This window comes from Pirellulales bacterium (assembly GCA_019636345.1).
GTDB lineage: Bacteria > Planctomycetota > Planctomycetia > Pirellulales > Lacipirellulaceae.
On record JAHBXQ010000005.1, the window covers coordinates 263,737 to 281,668 of the forward strand.

Consider the following 17,932-nt stretch of genomic DNA (forward strand, 5'->3'; position numbering starts at 1 on the left):
TTGTCGACGGTTGGAAGAAGCGAAACTTCCGTGCACTACAGTCGATCTGGAGCGCAATGCTCTGCCGAGCCCAACCGTGTCCTGGCTCGGCGCGTTACTGACTCGGAATAGCTTCGCGCTCCCGCGCCATCTCCGTCTGCTCATTTTTTGGACAGAGCCTTGTTTAACCATAGCGCGGAGGCGCCAGAGGGCCGTTTATTCGGCAGAATCGGACCCTATTGATGCGGACGGAGGCTCGCCTTCGGTCACTCGACAACAGGGCATACACCCCATCTGTCGACAACTCACAGATTCCCTTGCAGACCTGCCTGACCAAAATCCCAACAGTCGCGATCTCCCCGCTCGTGCAATTCGGTGCAATCTCATTTACTCCACAGGAGGAACGATTAGAGTTAAGGAGTTGCCGCCCGTTACGTTTTTCGCCGCTTGTCTCGAACGTAACGACCGCTTGTCAACGAGCAGCGGACAGTTGATCTCAGGACACTCCATGTCTCGAATGCGTTTGCGTATTCATCGCGCTGTTCGTTCGGGCATTTCCGTAGCGACCTTGTGCCTGCTATGGGCTTCGAGCGTGGCCGCACAAACGCCTCCCCGACCGAACATCGTCTTTATTCTGGCTGACGATCTTGGGTTCGGCGATGTCGGAATCCTGAATCAGAACGCCCGTGCAGCGGCTGGCTTGCCCTCGTTTGCAACGCCGAACATCGACTCGATCGCTCTTCAGGGAATCCGCTTCAATACGTTCTACAGCGCTCCGAACTGCTCCCCCTCGCGAGCCATGATGCTCACTGGCTTTCATCAAGGACATACGATCATAGATCGAGCCAATCTCGAGCAGGACATCCGAGGCGGCAAAGAAGACGAAACTTGGGCGCAGCGACTCCAGGAAGTCGGCTACGCGACGGGCGCCTTCGGAAAGTGGCACGTGGGCGGCGTCAACAATACAGGTTCATCGATACGATCGTTCGATGCGCTGCCGACTCAGAAAGGATTCGAGACTTACTACGGTCCGATGTTCGGCAACTATCGGCTCGCCGTTCACTGGGAAAGCGACGGCGCCGGAGGAGTCGTTCGAGTTCCGAGTCCGAGCGATCCAACTTACACAGGCCCTGGCAGCAAAGTCGTCTATCTCGACGATCTTGTCGCACAGCAAACCGTTGGCTTCATTCGCGACAAGGCGAACGGGCCAGCGCCGTTTGCAGCCTACGTCCCGTTCACCGCCCCTCATTCGCCATTCGACCAAGCGCCGCCAGACCACCCTTACGCGGACGCTCCTTGGTCGCAGGTCCACAAGAACTATGCCGGGATGATCTGGCGGCTGGACCAGCATGTCGGTCAGATTCTCGCCGCGATCGACGACCCCGATGGCGACGGCGACACGAGCGACAGCGTCGCGAACAACACGCTGGTCGTGTTTACAAGCGACAACGGGCCATTGCTTCCAGGCACCAGTTTCGGCTTCCATCCGGAATTTTTCGACAGCAACAGTCCGTTCACAGGCTACAAGAATCACTTCTGGGAAGGCGGAACTCGCGTTCCGTTCTTTGTGCGTTGGACGGGCCAGATTGCGCCGGGACAGGTTGACCAAGAGTCGCTGATGTCATTTGCGGACATAATGCCCACCCTGGCGCAATTGGCCGGAGCGGAGAGCCCGTTCGGAATCGACGGGCGATCCTTTGCCGACAAGTTGGTCGACGGGTTGGAAGGCGACAAGAACGAGGTCCAGCTGACGATCGTCAATCGCGAATACGGCGGAGGCAATCCGGGCGGTTGGACGCTGCGAATCGGCGATTGGAAGTTAGTCCATCGCCTGAATTCCACGCTCATCACCAATCCAATTCCGCTGCTCTACAACGTCCGGACAGATCCCGCGGAGACGACGAACCTCTCGTTCCAGAAACCCCAATTGGTCGCAGCCTTGGAGGCGATCGCTTATGCCGAAGGAGCCAATCGCGAACCGCTGGGGCTAAGCGTCGAAACGCCGGTCGTCACAGAGACGAAGAACACCTATTTCACGCAGTACAAGTCTTGGAATCCCGCGGAGGGATCGACCGCTTTTAGCGACGCCGGGAATTGGTTGGGCGGGACTCCCTTCGGGTTGGTCGGCGATCCGCCAGCCGAGGGTTGGAACACGGGCCCCGCGGACAACTGGCTTGCGTCGATCGCAGCCATCGGTCCTGAGCAGTCGATATCGGCCGCGATAGCAAGCAACACGACAGTCCTCGCGTTGGAGGTGCGGGGAGAAGCCGGCGGCAGCGCCGAACTTGTCGTGGAACCGGGCGTCACGCTGAATGCTCGCAACGGCGTCTTCGCCTCCAGCGGAGGCGTCCTCCGACTGCAAGGCGGCGAAATCAATACGGTGCGCGACGTCGTCATCCGTCTGGGAGGAGTCTTCTCGGCACATGGCACGATTTCCGGACAGCAAGCGAGCGTCGCCCATGTTCCTGAGCTCGCCGGCTTGGGGATTTTCACGCCTCACCTTAAGAATGCCGGCCGTATCGAGGTTCGTAACGATTTGTCCCCCTCGCTGCCGGGACACCTGACAATCGACGGAGACTTTACGCAATTTGCGAGCGGCGAGCTCATGATCGACCTTGGTTCCGGCTCTGCACCTCCCCAACCCTGGGTTGACGTTTCGGATGTTGCGAGGTTGGGCGGTCGCTTGTCGTTCGTGCATGCCGATCCTGCTTCGCTCATGCCGGGAAGCGGCGGCCTGTTCCACATTCTTCACGCCGCCGACGGGATCGTAGGCGCTTTTGCCACGATCGCAGGCCCGACGCTGGCGGAGGGGCTTGGCTGGGAACTCATCTACACTCCTCAGGACGTCTATGTGAATATCGCCGTCGGAGCAGGTCAGCAAGCCTCCAACCTCCACGAATGGCGATTGTCCTATGGAGCCGAAGGCTCGGGGCTGATTGCCGACTTTAACTCGGACGGACGAGTTGATGGAACTGACTTTCTCCGGTGGCAGCGAAGCTTCGGTGAAAGTCTCGGCGACGGTTCTCCTCCGGCGCACTCGATCCCGGAACCTACGGCGATCGCGCTCGCCTTCTTAGCGTGCTGCACGTTGAAGATGTCTTTCGCAATGCTGCACCGATCTCGAACCTGAGAGTCTTGGTCGTCGCCCTACGCTGGAATTTGCCGAGACGGAGTCTGCGAGGGCGCAAAGAAGCGGCTTGGTCCTCCCGGGGGCGAACCAAGCCGCTTGGTCAGATTTGCTGCTGACGCATCGAAATGGGCTCGTGCGTCGACGCGTTACCAGCGTCGACGAATTCTCAGCGCGGCCAGCGCCGCGAGGCCGGCCAATCCCAACGACGTCGGCTCGGGAACGACGACTAGGTTGTCAATCAGCCCGAAGCTTAGGAGCGGGTTGTCGGAGAACGATGCGAACGGATCCGTATAACCGATCGTGACCCGTCCGTTCGTGGAAAAGGCCGTCCCCGCGCCGGCGTCCATCGTGCCGATCAACAGGCCGTCGATCTTCCACGTGAGCAACGCCGCTCCGCCGGTTCCGCCCGTTTCGTCGACGGCCAGTTCGACCTGATGCCAAGCGAAGCCGAAGGTCCCGGCGATCGTCGTCCCAGTCTGCTGAGCAGGCCCGCCGTTGCCGGCGCCCTGAACGGGCAGAAGTGAGACGTCGACGCCCGAGGGATTGAGCGGCAGGTAGTAAGCGTTCGAGGCGGCTTGCGAACCGGCTGCGTAGGTAGTGCCTGCTGAGGCGAGTCCCTGCAGGGCGGCGCCCCTGAGCAGGCGATAATCGACGCCGGAGCCCCCTTCACCATCGACCGCGGTCCACCCGCCGCTGCCGGTGGCGCCGCTTCGGTTGACGGTGGTCCCGTCGCCGCCGACGCCCGCAGTCAGAAACTCAGTCGATCCCGTGCCGCCGCCGGGGAAGGGCCCGTTGGCGTTGATCCAGGCGTCAAACTTCACCTTGTACGAGCCGCTGAACGACTGGTTGGTGTGCAACGTCACCGCGGCCGCGGCGGCGGGCTGGATATGGTTCGACTCGAACTTGACGCCCAGCGTGCTGGCGTCGGTCGTGTTGGGAGCCGGGGGAATTCCCATGACGCTGTAGTCGTAGGCGAACGACACCGCGTTCGTCCCGAACTGTACGAGGTTGTAGTTTGCGGCCGATGCGGCTGTGTTGAAGTCGTCGGTGTACAACGGCGCCGCTGCGGCCATCTTCACGGCAAGGGCGGCGGCGACGCCCAGGGTCAAGAATGCAGTTCGTTTCACGAGTCGATTCTCCTTTTCTTGAGAACTCTCAGGGGTGAACGTCACGAAGTCGAGGGCCTGCTTCTCTGTGCCGTTCAAGGTCCAAGCGCCCGCACGCACGCCGCCGCACCGTCGCCGCCGGTCGCATCGCCAACTCCGCCACTGGTCTGGGGTCGATTCTAGCAAGGGCCGGTGATGAAACCCTCTCTCTTTTTGGGGCCAATACTCTAGGTTTTGCGCAACAACTACCGATCGCGGCGGCGGACAGGGCGGAGCAGATTCGCGCAAACGCTAAAAATCTCGTGCGCAATCCGCCTCGCCCTGGTTATTGTGGCCCTCGGACGCGGCAACTAGCCTGAGAATACGCCCCAATCAGCAGGGATCTCTTCGCTGGGCGGGAGCCGCCCGAAGGCCGCGCACCGTGCGCTCTCCACGGCAATCGGGACCTTGTCGCGTTCTCATCTTGTTCTGGGAGGAATGATCTCATGAGGTGCACCAGATTCTGGTCCGTCGCGGCATGGCGCTCGTGCGCCGGCTTGTTGGCGGGCGCGATCGCCGTTGCAGGAACGTCGGCCGACGCCGGCCTGATGCATCGGTGGTCCTTTAACGACGGGACTGTCAACGACTCGGTCGGCGGCGCGCACGGTACGCTGCAGGGCGGCGCATCGATCGCCGGCGGCCAAGCAGTCTTGGCAGGGGGCGGGCAGCACGTCGACCTGCCGGGCCCGACGATCGCCATCAATACGTACAGCGAGGCGACGCTCGAACTTTGGTTGACGTCAGATCCGGCCAACACGAATTACACGATGGCAGCCGTCCTCGGGCGGACGTACGATCCGGGCCTCGGGGAACCCGACTGGGCCGGATACCAGTACGTCATGGTCCAGCCGACGCGCGGCGGCGGTCCGGCTGCGACGCGCGCGGCGATCACGGCCGTACGGTTTGAGGAAGAGTCGGGCGTGAACGGCCCGGGGCAGATTAACGACGGCGTGCCCCATCATCTGGCCGTCACGGTCAACGCGACCGACATTGCCTACTACATCGACGGGTCGCTGATCGGCTCGGCCCCTCTCGGCGCCAACACGCTCTCCAGCTTGAGCAACAACTTGGCCTACCTTGGGCGCTCGGTCTATCAGTACGATCCCACCTTCGTCGGTTCGATCGACGAATTCCGGATTCACAATATGGCGCTCAGCGCGGGTGACATCGCCCGCAGCATTCAGTTGGGACCGGACGTCGTCATTCCCGAGCCGTCGACGATGCTGCTCGTCGCGACCGGGCTGGCGGTTCTGGCCAGTCGGCGCCGCTGGAGCTAGTCGCTCGCCTGCCATTGACTTCTGATGAGACGCGGGGGCTCGTGACGAGCCCCCGCGTTTTTTTGTCGACGCACTCGAACGGTGAGCGCGCTTGCGCGGCCGGCGTGCTGACGCAGGCTTGGCGACGTGCCGCACCATGAGCCGATCGACGCTGGCCGCGGGCGACGCGAAGCCGTCGATGATTGTTGAATGGACCCGGGGCTCTCGCCTGCGGCTCAAGCTCGCGTCATGGAGCATCGCCTAGCTCCGGCCGCGCGAGACCAAGCTGAAGATGAACAACACAGCCACCCCGCCGATGACGGCCATGACCATGCTGCGGACGTCGAAGCCCGAGAGGTCGCCGAAGCCGAGTCGGGTCCCGATGTACCCGCCGACCAGCGCCCCGATGATCCCCAAAACGATCGTGGCCACAATCCCGCCTGGCGCCTGCCCCGGCATGAAGAACCTAGCGAGATACCCGGCAATCAATCCGAAACCGACCCAAGCAAAGAGACCCATGGCTTGCTCCTGGAAGGCGACAGTTGAGCAGCGACGACGACGGCGCTGCCGACGGCCTGCTCTCGATTATAGCTGAATCTGCCGGCTCAACTCGTTCCAAGCCATCGGCCCCGCGTCTCGCGACTGGCAACCTGGAAACCGTTGGCGCATGATGGGTCAATGGCGGCCGGTGGTTGTCGCCGTTCTTGTTGGGTTCCCTCGATGGCATTCGTCGTACCGCGTTACCTCGTTCCGTTTCATCCCAAGCGGATTCCGCACCATTTCGTCGACGTGTTGGTCGTCGGCGGGGGGATTGCGGGGCTGCGGGCCACGATGGCGATCGACCCGCGGCTCTCCACGCTGGTCGTCACCAAGGATCGCCTGCAAGAGTCCAACAGCACCTACGCCCAGGGGGGGATCGCCGGGGTCATGGCGCCCGACGATTGTTTTGAGGAGCATGTCGACGACACGCTGGTCGCCGGGGCCGGGTTGTGCGACAAGTCGGTCGTCGAGATGGTCGTCCGCGAGGCGCCGGCCCATATCCGGCAGCTCATCGCCTGGGGCGCCGCGTTCGACGCCGACGACGGCGAGCTGTTGCTCGGCCGCGAGGGGGGGCACAGCCGCAACCGCATCGCTCACGCCTTGGGGGACGCGACCGGCAAGGAAATCATGCGGGCCATGATCGAGCGGGCTCGTGAGACGCTGCAAGCGCAGATCTGGCAGGACACTTTCACGATCGACCTGCTGACGGACGAAGGCGCCTGCCGCGGGGCGCTCGTGTGGAATCCCCGACACGGCAAGACGTTCGTGTGGGCCAAACAGACGATCTTGTGCACCGGCGGCACGGGGCAGGTGTACCGCGAAACCACCAACCCGCTGGTCGCCACCGGCGACGGTCACGCCGCGGCGTACCGCGCCGGCGCCGAACTGGCCGATATGGAGTTCATGCAGTTCCATCCCACGGTGCTGTACATCGCCGGCAGCAGCCGCAGCCTGATCACCGAGGCGATGCGAGGCGAAGGCGCCCTGCTGGTCGACTGCAACGGCCGACGATTCATGCCCGATTACGACGAGCGCGCCGAACTGGCGCCGCGCGACGTCGTCAGCCAGGCGATCGACCAGCAGATGACCAAAACGCACCATCCGTGCGTCTATCTCGACCTGAGCCACTTCGACGGCGAGTGGCTTCGCAGCCGGTTCCCGGGGATCACCAAACGGTGCGCCGAGTTCGGCATCGAACTCCCCAACGACAAGATCCCCGTCCGGCCTGGGGCGCACTACATGATCGGCGGCGTACGGGTCGACGAGCACGGGCGCACGACGCTCCCCGGGCTGTGGGGAGCGGGAGAAGCGACCAGCAGCGGACTCCACGGCGCCAATCGGCTGGCGTCGAACAGCTTGCTCGAAGGGCTCGTGTACGGCGCCCGGTCCGGCGAAGGGGCCTCGGCCGCGGCCTTAAAGTGCCCCGACACGTACGCCGCCCTGCCGCTGGAGAATCCAGTCGTCGAGCGGCGCAGTGAGTGGCTCGACCTGCAGGACGTGCGAAACTCGCTGAAGAGTCTCATGTGGCGCGCCGCGGGGGTCCGCCGCGACGGCCCGCAACTGGCCGCGGCGTTGGCGACGGTCGAGAAGTGGTCGCAATACGCCCTGACGCAACAGCTCACCGACCCCCGCGGATGGGAACTGCAGAACATGCTCACGGTGAGCGAGGTGATGCTCGGCGCCGCGCTGCGGCGCGAAGAATCGCGCGGCGTCCACCTCCGGAGCGATTTTCCTGGGCAGGACGACGCGAAGTGGGGCAGACGGATCGGGGACCGGCGCAAATCGTGACGGGACGGGCGGAGAGCCGTCCCCCGGAGAAGCCCGCAGGGCCGACATCCTGCTGCCAGAGTCGCCGGCCTGATTCTGCCCCCCTTTCGGATTCCCTCCGGGACGACTCCCGCTCCCGCCCACGAATTGCGGGGAACGACAAGGTTTGGGGGGCATGCTCGTCAACCGCTGCCCAAGACGATGCGGCGGTTTATGGCACGGCATCGATCTTCTCAGCGACGATTTTTTGCCCCGATTTTCCGTGATCCGGCGAACCGCTGCGGCCCGACTGGCGTAGCGGCGGGTATAGACACTCCCAAGCCGCAAGGTTAGGCTGCTTGGTCCTGGATAGCCTGTGCGGCGCCACTGGAAGGAAGTGTCTTAAACCTAGTGCTTTGGCAAATCGAGTATTTTGGGTTGGGGACGACGCAACCTGTTGACAGAGAGAGATGTTGCGCCGTCCCCAACCCAAAATTTAGCCTGTGACAAAGCACTAGTTCGCCAAGACACCTAGTTCGCCAAGACACTTAGCAGCTTGCTGAAAAAGGGGACAGGCACGCTCGCGGAATGCGGCTTTCAGAGGGTCGCCGGAATTGTTCCGCGAGCCCGACCCATTTTCAACAGGCTATTGAGACGCTCCAGCGGGGCTGCCCTGTGCGGGTCGCACATCTTGCGTCCGCGGCGGTCGTTTCCGAGCCCGTTACGGCCCGGCCCGCTCGCAGCGAACCGTTCCATCGCCGGGAGTATTGCGTATGTCGACTGAGACCGCCCCAGCATCCGCCCCTGTCGCGGACGCGGCGACGCCGATGATCGAAGCCATCGGGCTGTCGAAATTCTACGGCGATTTCGCCGCCTGCCGCGACGTGAGTTTCGCCATCAACAAGGGCGAAGTCGCGGCGTTTCTAGGCCCCAACGGCGCCGGCAAGAGCACGACGATGAAGCTGCTCACCGGGTACTTGGCCCCGTCGACCGGCACGGCCAAGATCGCCGGATTCAATATGAATCAGGAACGGCTCTTGGGCGCCGAGCGGCTGGGGTACTTGCCGGAGAACGGCCCGTTGTATCCCGACATGTCGCCCCGCAGCCTGCTGACGTTCTTCGGCAATGCTCGGGGACTCACAGGGCGAGAACTCGATCAGCGGATCGAAGCGGTCGTCAACACGTGCCATCTCGAAGCGGTCATCGGCAAGCCGATCGGCAAGCTCTCGAAGGGCTACCGCCAGCGGGTCGGCATGGCTCAGGCGTTGCTGCACAACCCCGACGTGCTGATCCTCGACGAACCGACCGCGGGTCTCGACCCCAACCAGATTCGCGAAGTGCGCCGCATGATCCGCGAGCTAGGGCAGACCAAGACGATCCTGTTGTCCACTCACATCCTGCAGGAGGTCGAGGCGATGTGCAATCGGGTCGTGTTCATCAACGAGGGACGACTGGTGTTCGACGGCACGCCCGCCGAACTGGCCGCTCAGGACCACGACCTCGATAAGCGTTTCCATCAACTCACCGGCCGGGCCGAGTTGAATTGACGCTTTCTTGCGTAACCGCCAAGTCGAGACGGACGCAACTTTTGATCTTTGTGAGCTACGCGTCGACGTGCTCGTCTTGACAATTCGAATCTGAATTCCGGCAAGCATCCGCTTTGCGATTATGAACCTTAATACGCTCAAGGCGATCTTTCGCCGCGATTTCGTCAGTTACTTTTCCAACCCCACGGGATACGTGTTCATCTGCGTATTCGTGGTGCTGTCCGCGCTGGCGACGTTCTGGCCGCCGGAGTTCTTTGCGAACAATCTGGCGAATCTCGACCAACTCAGCCGGTGGCTGCCGTTCATCATGCTGGTGTTCATCCCGGCGATCACGATGAGCATGTGGGCCGAGGAGCGGCGGCAAGGAACCGACGAGTTGCTGCTCACAATCCCGGCGAGCGACTCAGACGTCGTGCTGGGCAAGTACTTGGCCGGGGTGGCGATCTTCACCGTATCGCTGTTGTTTTCGGCGCTGGCGATCTTCTTGGTGTTCAACTACGGGCTGGGGTCGCCTGATCCGGGGCTGTTTTTCAGCACGTACGTCGGCTACTGGTTCATCGGCATCGCGATGATCGCCGTGGGGATGGTCGCCTCGTTCCTGACGCCGAATTTGACGGTGGGATTCATCCTGGGGGCGCTGTTCAACATGCCCTTGGCGCTGTTCGGCGTCGCCCACTGGTTCATCAAGGACCCGGCCTGGGCCCAGCGGGTGCAAAAGTGGAGCGCGCTTGAGCAGTTCCGCGGCTTCGAGCGGGGAGTGATCAGCATCGGCGGGATCGCCTACTTCGTGCTGCTGGCGGCGGTCATGCTGTACCTGTGCATGGTGCTCATCGGCCGGCGCCATTGGCAGGCCCGCGAGGACGATCGCTCGCTGATCTGGCACTATCTCGTGCGCGCAATCGCGTTGCTGGCGGTCGCGTTCGGCGTGACCGCGGTGCTGCAGGAGAAGAACTGGTTGCGGGCCGACGTCAGCAGCGCCCAACTCAGTTCGCTGTCGGCCGACACGATCAAGCTCATCGGCAAACTGCGCGACGACAAGGACGTGCCGCCGATCAAAATCGACGCTTACGTCAGCCCGCGCGTTCCCACCGAGTACGCCCCGACGAAGCTGAACCTGTTGTCGACGCTGGAAGAGTTGAAGGCCCTGGGCGGGGGCAAGATTCAAGTCGTGAAGCACGAAATCGAAAACTACGGCGAAGAAGCCGAGCTGGCCGAGAAGAACTACGGCATCACGCCTCAGGAGCAAATGGTGGGCGAAGGCGCCCAGACGGCGACCGAGGAGTTCTTCCTCGGGGTCGCGTTCCGCGCGGGACCGGACAAGGTCGTCGTGCCGTTTATCAACAAGGGAATCCCGGTCGAGTACGAACTGGTCCGCTCGATCCTGACGGTCGCTCAATCGGAGCGGAAGAAGATCGGAGTCGTCGACACGGGCGTGCCGATCATGGATCGCTCGAGTTCGGCGCGCAACAGTTGGGCGCTCGTCAATGAGCTGCGCAAGCAGTACGACGTGACGCTGGTCGATCCGGCGCAGCCGATCAAGGACAACTTTGCGGCGCTGCTGGTCGTGCAGCCGTCGATGCTCGGTCCCCAGCAGATGGATCACCTGGTCGATGCGATCAAGACGGGGATGCCTGCGGCGCTGTTCGAGGATCCGTACCCGTTCATCATCCCTCCGCAGATGGCCGCGGGGACCGATGAGCCGAAGATGAACCCGATGGCGATGCAAATGGGGATGTTCGGCGGCGCCGGAAACGAGCCGAAGGGGGACCTGCAGCAACTGTGGCGGCTGCTCGGCGTCCGCATGAACGGCAGCCAAGTCGTGTGGCAGCAGTACAGCCCCGAGCAATCGGTTCGCACGATCGAGGACGACCAGTGGGTGTTCATCGACTCGGGCAACGGCGCCGAGGAGCCGTTCAACGGCAAGAACGCGATCTCCTCGGGCCTGAATCAGGTGCTGCTGTTGTACCCCGGCTCGTTCACCAAGTCTGAAGATTCGAAGCTTGATTTCGAATCGCTGATGGTGACCGGGTCGAAGAACTCCGGGACGGTCATGACGCAGTCGCTCACACGCGGGGAGCTGGGCCGCGTGAATCGCGAAAACTTCAGCAAGGTTCGCACATCCGACGGCTACATTGTCGCCGCCCAGGTTTCGGGCTTGGCGCCGCTCGATGCGCTGCTGCCGAAGAAGTCCACGGACGACGAGGCCGACCCGGCCGACGATCCCGAGCTCGCCGCCAAACGCAAGGAAGCCGAGAAGAATCGCGCCAAGATGAACGTGGTGCTGGTGGCCGACATCGACTGCCTGATCGACGGGTTTTTCATGATCCGCGAGCGGGGCGACAGCCAGTTCCTCGAAGCGGCCCAGAACGTCACGTTCCTGCTGAACGTGGTCGATCAACTGACCGGCGACACGCGCTTCATCAACATCCGTAAACGGGCCCGGGCTCACCGGACGCTGACGAAGATCGACGAGGCGACTCTGGAGTACCGCCGCAACGCGGCCAAGCAGGAAGAGGAGTTCGTCGGCAGCATTCAAGAGAAGATCGACGCCGCCCAGACCGCCTACAACGAGAAGATGGACGCCGTCGACAAGCGAACCGATTTGACTGCGCTGCAGCGCGAGATCCTCCGCCGGCAGATCGAGATTGACGAACAACGCAAGCTGCAGCGCGAGGTGACCAATCTGGAGCAAACCCGCCGGCGCGAGGTAAAGAAGATCGAGTACGGCTTGGAGCAAAACGTCCGCTCGGTGCAGGACCTGTACAAGATGATCGCCATCGTGTTGCCGCCAATTCCGCCGTTGCTGCTGGCGGTGTGGGTGTTTTTCCGCCGGCGCGAAGCGGAGCGGCAAGGCGTGGCGCGCGAGCGACTGCGATAGGCGTCCGAAAGAGCGCACCCCCCAAGTGCATCAAGACGTTCGATTGCCGATTAACGCTTTGACCGACGTTGATCACACGACCATACGACAATTAGTTCACTTCCTTCCGCCCTTGGCGCAATGGGCGCCCCTGGCGGTTCGACAAATCACTGTTGACGCACTTCGACATGTCCGAATCCAGCAAGTCTCTCAGTTTTCTTGCCGCCGGCGTCGTCTCGCTGGCTGCGGCTTATTTCGTCTCGGCGGGGCCGAGCGAGTTCGACCCGGCCGACAAAGTCGGCCAGCGGCTCAACGAGTTCGAGGTCGACGAGCCGAAGAGTCTGAAGATCGTCAAAGTCGCCGCGAGCGGGACGAAGCTCGACGAATTCGAGGTCGCCGAGCAAGCCGGGGTGTGGACCATCCCCTCGAAGCAGGGCTATCCCGCCGACGCGACCGAGCAAATGGCCTCCGCCGCGACCGGCCTCATCAACCGCGAAATCCTCCGCGTGCAAGCCAAAACCGCCGACGAGCACGCGGCCCTCGGGGTGTTGAACCCCTCGACGGCCGAGTTGAAGGGGAACAACGAAGGAGTCGGCACGCGCGTCGTGATGACCGACGCCGAAGACAAGACGCTCGTCGACTTGGTCGTCGGCAACGAGGTCAAGGATTCGCCCGGGCAGTACTACGTACGGAACGCCAATCAGGACGTGGTGTACGTGGTCGCCCTGGAGCCCGAGAAGCTGGCGACCGACTTCGGGCAGTGGATCGAGGACGATCTCTTGAAGCTCGATCCGTTCAACATCAGCCAGATCTACATCAACGACTACTCCGCCGAGATGTCGCTGGCGGTTTCCGCCAACGGTCGGCTGGTTCCGCAAGTGAGCTGGGATCGTCGCGGGCAGATGCGGCTGGCCTACGACAACAAGGACGCAAAGTGGCGGCCCCTGGAGTTAGTCGCCTTCAGCCGCCAAACGGGCGAGCCGGAGCCGCGCCCCCTGGCCGACGACGAGGAACTGAACGAGGACGTGCTGCGCGAGCTGCGCAACGGGCTCGACGACCTGTTGATCGTCGACGTCGAACGCAAACCGACCGGGCTAAGCGCCGACCTGAAAGCCGGGGACGATTTTCTCAAGGACCGCGCCAACGCCGAAAGTCTCGCAGAGCGCGGCTTCGCCCCCGTACGGATCGAGGAGGGAGGCCCCATGGAGATCCTTTCCAGCGAGGGCGAAGCGATCTGCACGATGCGCAACGGAGTCGAGTACGTCCTACGGTTCGGCAAACTGGCGATGGACTCGGACGCCGACGCGGAAGCGGCCGCCGACGCCTCGGGGGGGAAGCTCAACCGATACCTGTTCGTCTCAGCCCGGTTCAACGAGAAGGTCGTCGAACGCCCCGAGCTAAAGGACGTCCCTCCGCTGCCAGAGGGGGCCGACGAGCCGGCCGACTCCGACGCGGCGGCCGACGCCGAGGGGGACGAGACCAGCGACGAACCGACGGAAGATGAGGAAGAAGAGGAAGAGACCGACGATTCCGACTCGGCGGAGGAGGCCGACGAGGAAGCGACCGAAGACGACGGCGACGCCGTCGGCGAGGACGCCGCGGCCGAGGAAAAGCCCGCCGATCCGGAGGCCGAGCTCGAGGCGCTGATCGCCGAGCGCAAGTCGATCCAGGCCGAGAACGACCGACTGCTTGACCGCTACCAGGAGACGCTCAAGGAAGGTCGCAAGACGGTCGACGAACTCAACGAGCGGTTCGGCGACTGGTACTACGTGATCAGCGAAGACGTCTACAAGCAGATTCATCTGAGTCTCGATCAGATGATCAAGAAGAAAGCCGGCGACAAAGCGGACGCCGCTGCGGGGAGCGCCCCTGCGGACGACGACCCGCTGTCCGGCCTGCCGAATCTGCCGCTGGGGGGCAAGCAATAACCCGCGAAGCAATCGGGGCGGCGCGAGGCGTCACGCTGTCGGCTGGCCGAGTTCGCGGAGTTGCTCCAGCGTGAACAGACCCGTGTCGTGACCGTCGCTGAAGCGGATCGCGTAGGCGTACCGCCCCACCGGCTCCATGGCGGCGATCCGCAGGGGCTGCGTCTCCTGTGGCTTCAGCACCGGCAACAGCGGCGGCGGCTCGGGACTCGAGCGTTTCTCGCGGCAGCTCGCACAAGGGCAGGCGTCGCGAAGTTCCCGCACCCGATACTCGCGCCGCTGACCGTCGCTCCAAGCGATGGACAGCCGATCGGGGTCGATGAGTTTCAGGTCGATTGGTTGCGACGCGCTCATGCTGGGTCTCGCCGGCGAACGACAGGATTGCAACGCGGCTGGAACGCCGACTCCGGGGAAATGAGACGCGAGGCGGCGTTCCGTTCGCACGGCGTCGAGCGCTCGCTTGCCCTCAACGCTGGACCGCCGGCTTGCGGCGGTGGTCGACGAATCGCTTCCCCTTCCCCTCGAACCGAGGCAGCGACATCGCCGCAGCCAGGCGCACCTCGACCTTGAGCCCCAGCCGCAAGTGAAGCTCTTCGGCAATCCGTGCGGGCTGCTCCAACCGATCTTCGACTTCGACGACCAGTTCGTCCATCTCGCCCCGCTTGCGGGCAGTCAGGCGGTACTCAACCACCTCGGGAAAGCTGCGCAGGATTTGTTCGATCGCGGCCGGGTAAATGTTCACGCCGCGAATGATCAGCATGTCGTCGGCCCGGCCGAGGACGCCCCCGTCGAGAATCACGAACCGATTGGGCCCCTGCTGCGGCCAGACTGGTCGCACCAGATCGCCCGTGCGGTAGCGCACCACCGGCAGCCCCCAGCGCCCCAGCGAAGTAAGCACGAGTTGCGACAACCTCCCTTCCACGGCCGGTGCGCCCGTTTCGACGTCGAGGAACTCGGCGATGAACTGCGACTCGAGCACATGCAACCCGCGCTGGTCGTGATCGGCGTAGCCCCACGGTCCGATCTCGCTGGCGCCGCTGTGGTCGGTGACGCGGGCCGACCAGGCCTGCTCGATCCGGCGGCGTATCGCGGGAATCGATCCTCCCGGCTCGCCGGCGACGATGATCTTTTCGATCGTCGTGTGCGCGAGGTTGATCTTATGCTCCTCGGCCACTTCGACCAAATGCATCGCATAGGTGGGCGTGCAAAGCAGCACGGTCGCTTCGGTCCTCTCGATCAGATCGAGCCGGGCTAGCGAGTTCATCCCGCCGCCGGGAATCGTCATCGTTCCGCGGGCGGAGAGCGCATCGTGGGCGCTCCAGAACCCGATGAACGGTCCGAACGAAAACGCCAACAACGCGCGATCCTTCGAGCCGACCTCGGCCGCGTCAAGCACGTACTGCCAGCACTTGATCCACCACTGCCAGTCGTCGTCCGTGTCGAACACAGGCAGAGGTCGGCCGTGCGTGCCTGAGGTTTGGTGAAACCGGGTGTATCGATCGAGCGTCCAGGTGAGGTTCGCCGGCCCGAGGCGATCGGACTCGTCGAGCGCCAGTTCTCCCTTGGCGGTCAGCGGCAGCGACGACAACTCGTCGAGCGACGCCAGCGGGAACGACGCGCCGGCCAGCTTGCGAGCGTAGAACTCGTTCGTCGGCAAGATCGCCGCAAGCATGTCGTTGAGTTTCGCCAACTGCAAGTCGGCCAGGGCGGCCCGGCCGAGTCCCTCGCGACGTCGTCGTTCTTCAGCCGAACTGCGGATCATGCCGGGCGTCCTTGTCGCGAGTCGGAGCAACGGGGAACGTCGAACCGACGAGTCTTCCGATCATTGGGAGCAACGACGTGCGGTCCGCGCGGGCAATTCGCCTGCCGTTGGCGCCGGTCGGCTCACTCCTGCGCGTATCTTAGCGCGCCACGTCGTACAATTCGATCTTGCGATACAGCGTCGCCCGGCCGATGCCGAGCAATTTGGCGGCGTCGGGGACGTTGCCCCCCGCGCGGCGAAGCGCTTCGCTGATCAGTTTCTTTTCCCACACCTCGATCTGCAGCGAATCGAGCTCGCCGGCGCCGCTGTCGCGAAGCCCCAGATCGTGCGGCTCGATCTTGTCGCCGTCGGCCAGCACGACGGCGCTGTCGAGCACGTTTCTTAATTGTCGCACGTTGCCGGGCCAATGGTAGGCGAGCAGCTTGGTCCGCGCCGCGTCGCTGATCCCCAGATGAGGCCGCCCCCGCTCCTGCCGGTAGTGGGCGAGGAAGAAGTCGATCAGCAGCCCCACGTCCCCTTCGCGCTCGCGCAGCGGGGGGATGTACAGCTCGAACACGCTCAGCCGATAGTACAAGTCCTCGCGGAACTTCTTCTCGCGGACGTAAGTCTGCAGGTCCTGATTCGTGGCGGCGATGACACGGACGTCGACGCTCGCTTCCTGGACGGCTCCGACCGGCAGAAACGGGTGCCCCTCAAGGATTCGCAGCAGCTTGGCCTGACCTTCGAGGGTCAACTCGCCCACCTCGTCGAGAAACAGCGTCCCCAGGTCGGCCTGCTGGAAATACCCCGCGTGGTCGCGATCGGCCCCGGTGAAGGAGCCCGCCTTGTGGCCGAAGAGCTGGCTCTCGATCAGGTCCGCAGGGATTGCTGCGCAGTTGACCGCCACCAGGGGACGATCGGCTCGCGGACTGCCGCGGTGAATGGCGCGGGCGACGAGTTCCTTGCCCGACCCGCTTTCGCCGCGCACCAGTACGCACCCGGGGGCGCGGCTGACCCGTTCGATTTTGCTCTTGAGCAACAACATCGGCTTGCTCTCGCCGATGAGGTCCGAATAGCCAGGCGAGGCGTTCACCAGCTGGCGGTAGTCGGTCTGCAGCGTCTGATGGAGCCGCGCCCGCACCAGAGCGATGACCACCTGGGTCGCCACCGCGATGACGAAATCGAAGTCGCTCTGCCGAAACCGTCCGTCCTCGAGATAAACGTGGATCGCGCCTAGAATCGTCCGCTCGCCCGAGCCCTTCTCCTTGCGAACCAGCGGCGCGCAAACCGCGTCGGCAAAATGCTGCACGCTCGCGGCGCCGTCGCTCGCCGACTGGTTGGCGACCCACACCGCGTGCCCCTGCGAAAGAACCAGCTCGGTGAGACTCTCGCTGAGCTTGACTCGCGACGCCGCGTCCTGCGGCATCACCAGCTTGGGCTTGAGCTGACCCTCGTCGTCGACCCACAGAAAGCCGACGATCGCCGCCTTGGTCCGCTCCTTGAGCAGACCCAGGGCCACGCGAATCACCTCGTCGGGATCCTCGCACCCCAACAGGCGAATGCTGAGCTGGTACAGAAGCATCAGTTCTTGCACCTGCTCGGGGGTCGGCAGCGCGGCGAGGACCTCCTCGTTGCTTTGTCGAACGGCCAGGGGGAGATCCTGTACGATCGTTTGCGTCAGGCTCGATTCCTCCGCCTCGGCCGTCGCCGGCTCCTCGGACAGGTGGAACTCGAACTCGTGCGACCCGAGCCGCAATCGGTGCCCGTCGCCGAGCGTCGCCTCGTCGATCTTCTGGTCGTTGACGCTCGTGCCGTTGCGGCTGCGCTGATCGACCACCGTCCAGACGCCGTCGTCGCTGGAAACAATCGCGTGGACCCGAGAACAAAGCGGATCGGGGAGCGAGATGTGGCAATCGGTGCCGCGACCGATGAGAGTTTCGCGCGCGGGGTCGAGCGGGAAATTCGTCCCCGCGCGTTTGCCGGTCAGGATGGTGAGATAGGCGTACACAGGCGGCCTGGGCGGCGTCGGCGCAACTGGTCGGCGGCCTTCATCCTACCCGATGGCA

Annotated in this window: 11 protein-coding genes; 6 read left to right on the top strand and 5 right to left on the bottom strand. The window is 63.6% G+C overall.

Annotated elements, in window-relative coordinates; genetic code table 11:
* Positions 1-76 precede the first annotated feature (76 nt).
* Positions 77-3,109, top strand: a complete 3,033-nt coding sequence (locus tag KF688_14000; GenBank protein MBX3426788.1) for a sulfatase-like hydrolase/transferase — start codon at positions 77-79, stop codon at positions 3,107-3,109.
* 146 nt (positions 3,110-3,255) lie between these two features.
* Here the strand turns inward: KF688_14000 and KF688_14005 are convergent, their stop codons facing one another.
* A complete protein-coding gene (locus tag KF688_14005) occupies positions 3,256-4,236 on the bottom strand; it encodes a PEP-CTERM sorting domain-containing protein (protein ID MBX3426789.1) in 981 nt (326 codons plus the stop codon).
* 464 nt (positions 4,237-4,700) lie between these two features.
* Between KF688_14005 and KF688_14010 the strand changes: the two genes are divergently transcribed.
* Positions 4,701-5,531, top strand: coding sequence for a PEP-CTERM sorting domain-containing protein (locus KF688_14010; protein MBX3426790.1), 831 nt, complete (start codon positions 4,701-4,703; stop codon positions 5,529-5,531).
* Positions 5,532-5,771: 240 nt separating this feature from the next.
* Here KF688_14010 and KF688_14015 read toward each other — a convergent pair whose 3' ends face one another.
* A complete protein-coding gene (locus KF688_14015; protein ID MBX3426791.1) occupies positions 5,772-6,029 on the bottom strand; it encodes a GlsB/YeaQ/YmgE family stress response membrane protein in 258 nt (85 codons plus the stop codon).
* A 201-nt stretch (positions 6,030-6,230) separates the two neighbouring features.
* Between KF688_14015 and nadB the strand changes: the two genes are divergently transcribed.
* The 4 genes from nadB (at position 6,231) to KF688_14035 (ending at position 14,128) form a co-directional block, all read left to right on the top strand.
* Positions 6,231-7,838, top strand: coding sequence for an L-aspartate oxidase (gene nadB / locus KF688_14020; protein ID MBX3426792.1), 1,608 nt, complete (start codon positions 6,231-6,233; stop codon positions 7,836-7,838).
* 785 nt (positions 7,839-8,623) lie between these two features.
* Positions 8,624-9,343, top strand: coding sequence for an ATP-binding cassette domain-containing protein (locus KF688_14025; GenBank protein MBX3426793.1), 720 nt, complete (start codon positions 8,624-8,626; stop codon positions 9,341-9,343).
* Positions 9,344-9,464: 121 nt separating this feature from the next.
* Positions 9,465-12,221, top strand: coding sequence for a Gldg family protein (locus KF688_14030; protein MBX3426794.1), 2,757 nt, complete (start codon positions 9,465-9,467; stop codon positions 12,219-12,221).
* A 167-nt stretch (positions 12,222-12,388) separates the two neighbouring features.
* The gene (locus KF688_14035; protein MBX3426795.1) at positions 12,389-14,128 is read left to right on the top strand and encodes a DUF4340 domain-containing protein; all 1,740 of its coding nucleotides are present in this window, start codon (positions 12,389-12,391) and stop codon (positions 14,126-14,128) included.
* Between the two features lie 30 nt (positions 14,129-14,158).
* Here the strand turns inward: KF688_14035 and KF688_14040 are convergent, their stop codons facing one another.
* From KF688_14040 to KF688_14050, 3 genes are all read right to left on the bottom strand, one after another.
* A complete protein-coding gene (locus KF688_14040; GenBank protein MBX3426796.1) occupies positions 14,159-14,479 on the bottom strand; it encodes a DUF971 domain-containing protein in 321 nt (106 codons plus the stop codon).
* Between the two features lie 112 nt (positions 14,480-14,591).
* Complete coding sequence (locus KF688_14045) at positions 14,592-15,887, bottom strand: phenylacetate--CoA ligase family protein (protein MBX3426797.1); 1,296 nt, start codon at positions 15,885-15,887, stop codon at positions 14,592-14,594.
* 139 nt (positions 15,888-16,026) lie between these two features.
* On the bottom strand, positions 16,027-17,874 hold the full coding sequence (locus tag KF688_14050; protein ID MBX3426798.1) for a sigma 54-interacting transcriptional regulator: 1,848 nt from the start codon (positions 17,872-17,874) through the stop codon (positions 16,027-16,029).
* Between the last annotated feature and the right edge of the window lie 58 nt (positions 17,875-17,932).

Excerpts from the sequence above, each read along its gene's own strand:
- KF688_14010 (MBX3426790.1), top strand. The coding sequence starts at position 4,701 with ATGAGGTGCACCAGATTCTGGTCCGTCGCGGCATGGCGCTCGTGCGCC.
- KF688_14015 (MBX3426791.1), bottom strand. The coding sequence starts at position 6,029 with ATGGGTCTCTTTGCTTGGGTCGGTTTCGGATTGATTGCCGGGTATCTC.
- nadB (MBX3426792.1), top strand. The coding sequence starts at position 6,231 with ATGGCATTCGTCGTACCGCGTTACCTCGTTCCGTTTCATCCCAAGCGG.
- KF688_14025 (MBX3426793.1), top strand. The coding sequence starts at position 8,624 with ATGATCGAAGCCATCGGGCTGTCGAAATTCTACGGCGATTTCGCCGCC.
- KF688_14030 (MBX3426794.1), top strand. The coding sequence starts at position 9,465 with ATGAACCTTAATACGCTCAAGGCGATCTTTCGCCGCGATTTCGTCAGT.
- KF688_14035 (MBX3426795.1), top strand. The coding sequence starts at position 12,389 with ATGTCCGAATCCAGCAAGTCTCTCAGTTTTCTTGCCGCCGGCGTCGTC.
- KF688_14040 (MBX3426796.1), bottom strand. The coding sequence starts at position 14,479 with ATGAGCGCGTCGCAACCAATCGACCTGAAACTCATCGACCCCGATCGG.
- KF688_14045 (MBX3426797.1), bottom strand. The coding sequence starts at position 15,887 with ATGATCCGCAGTTCGGCTGAAGAACGACGACGTCGCGAGGGACTCGGC.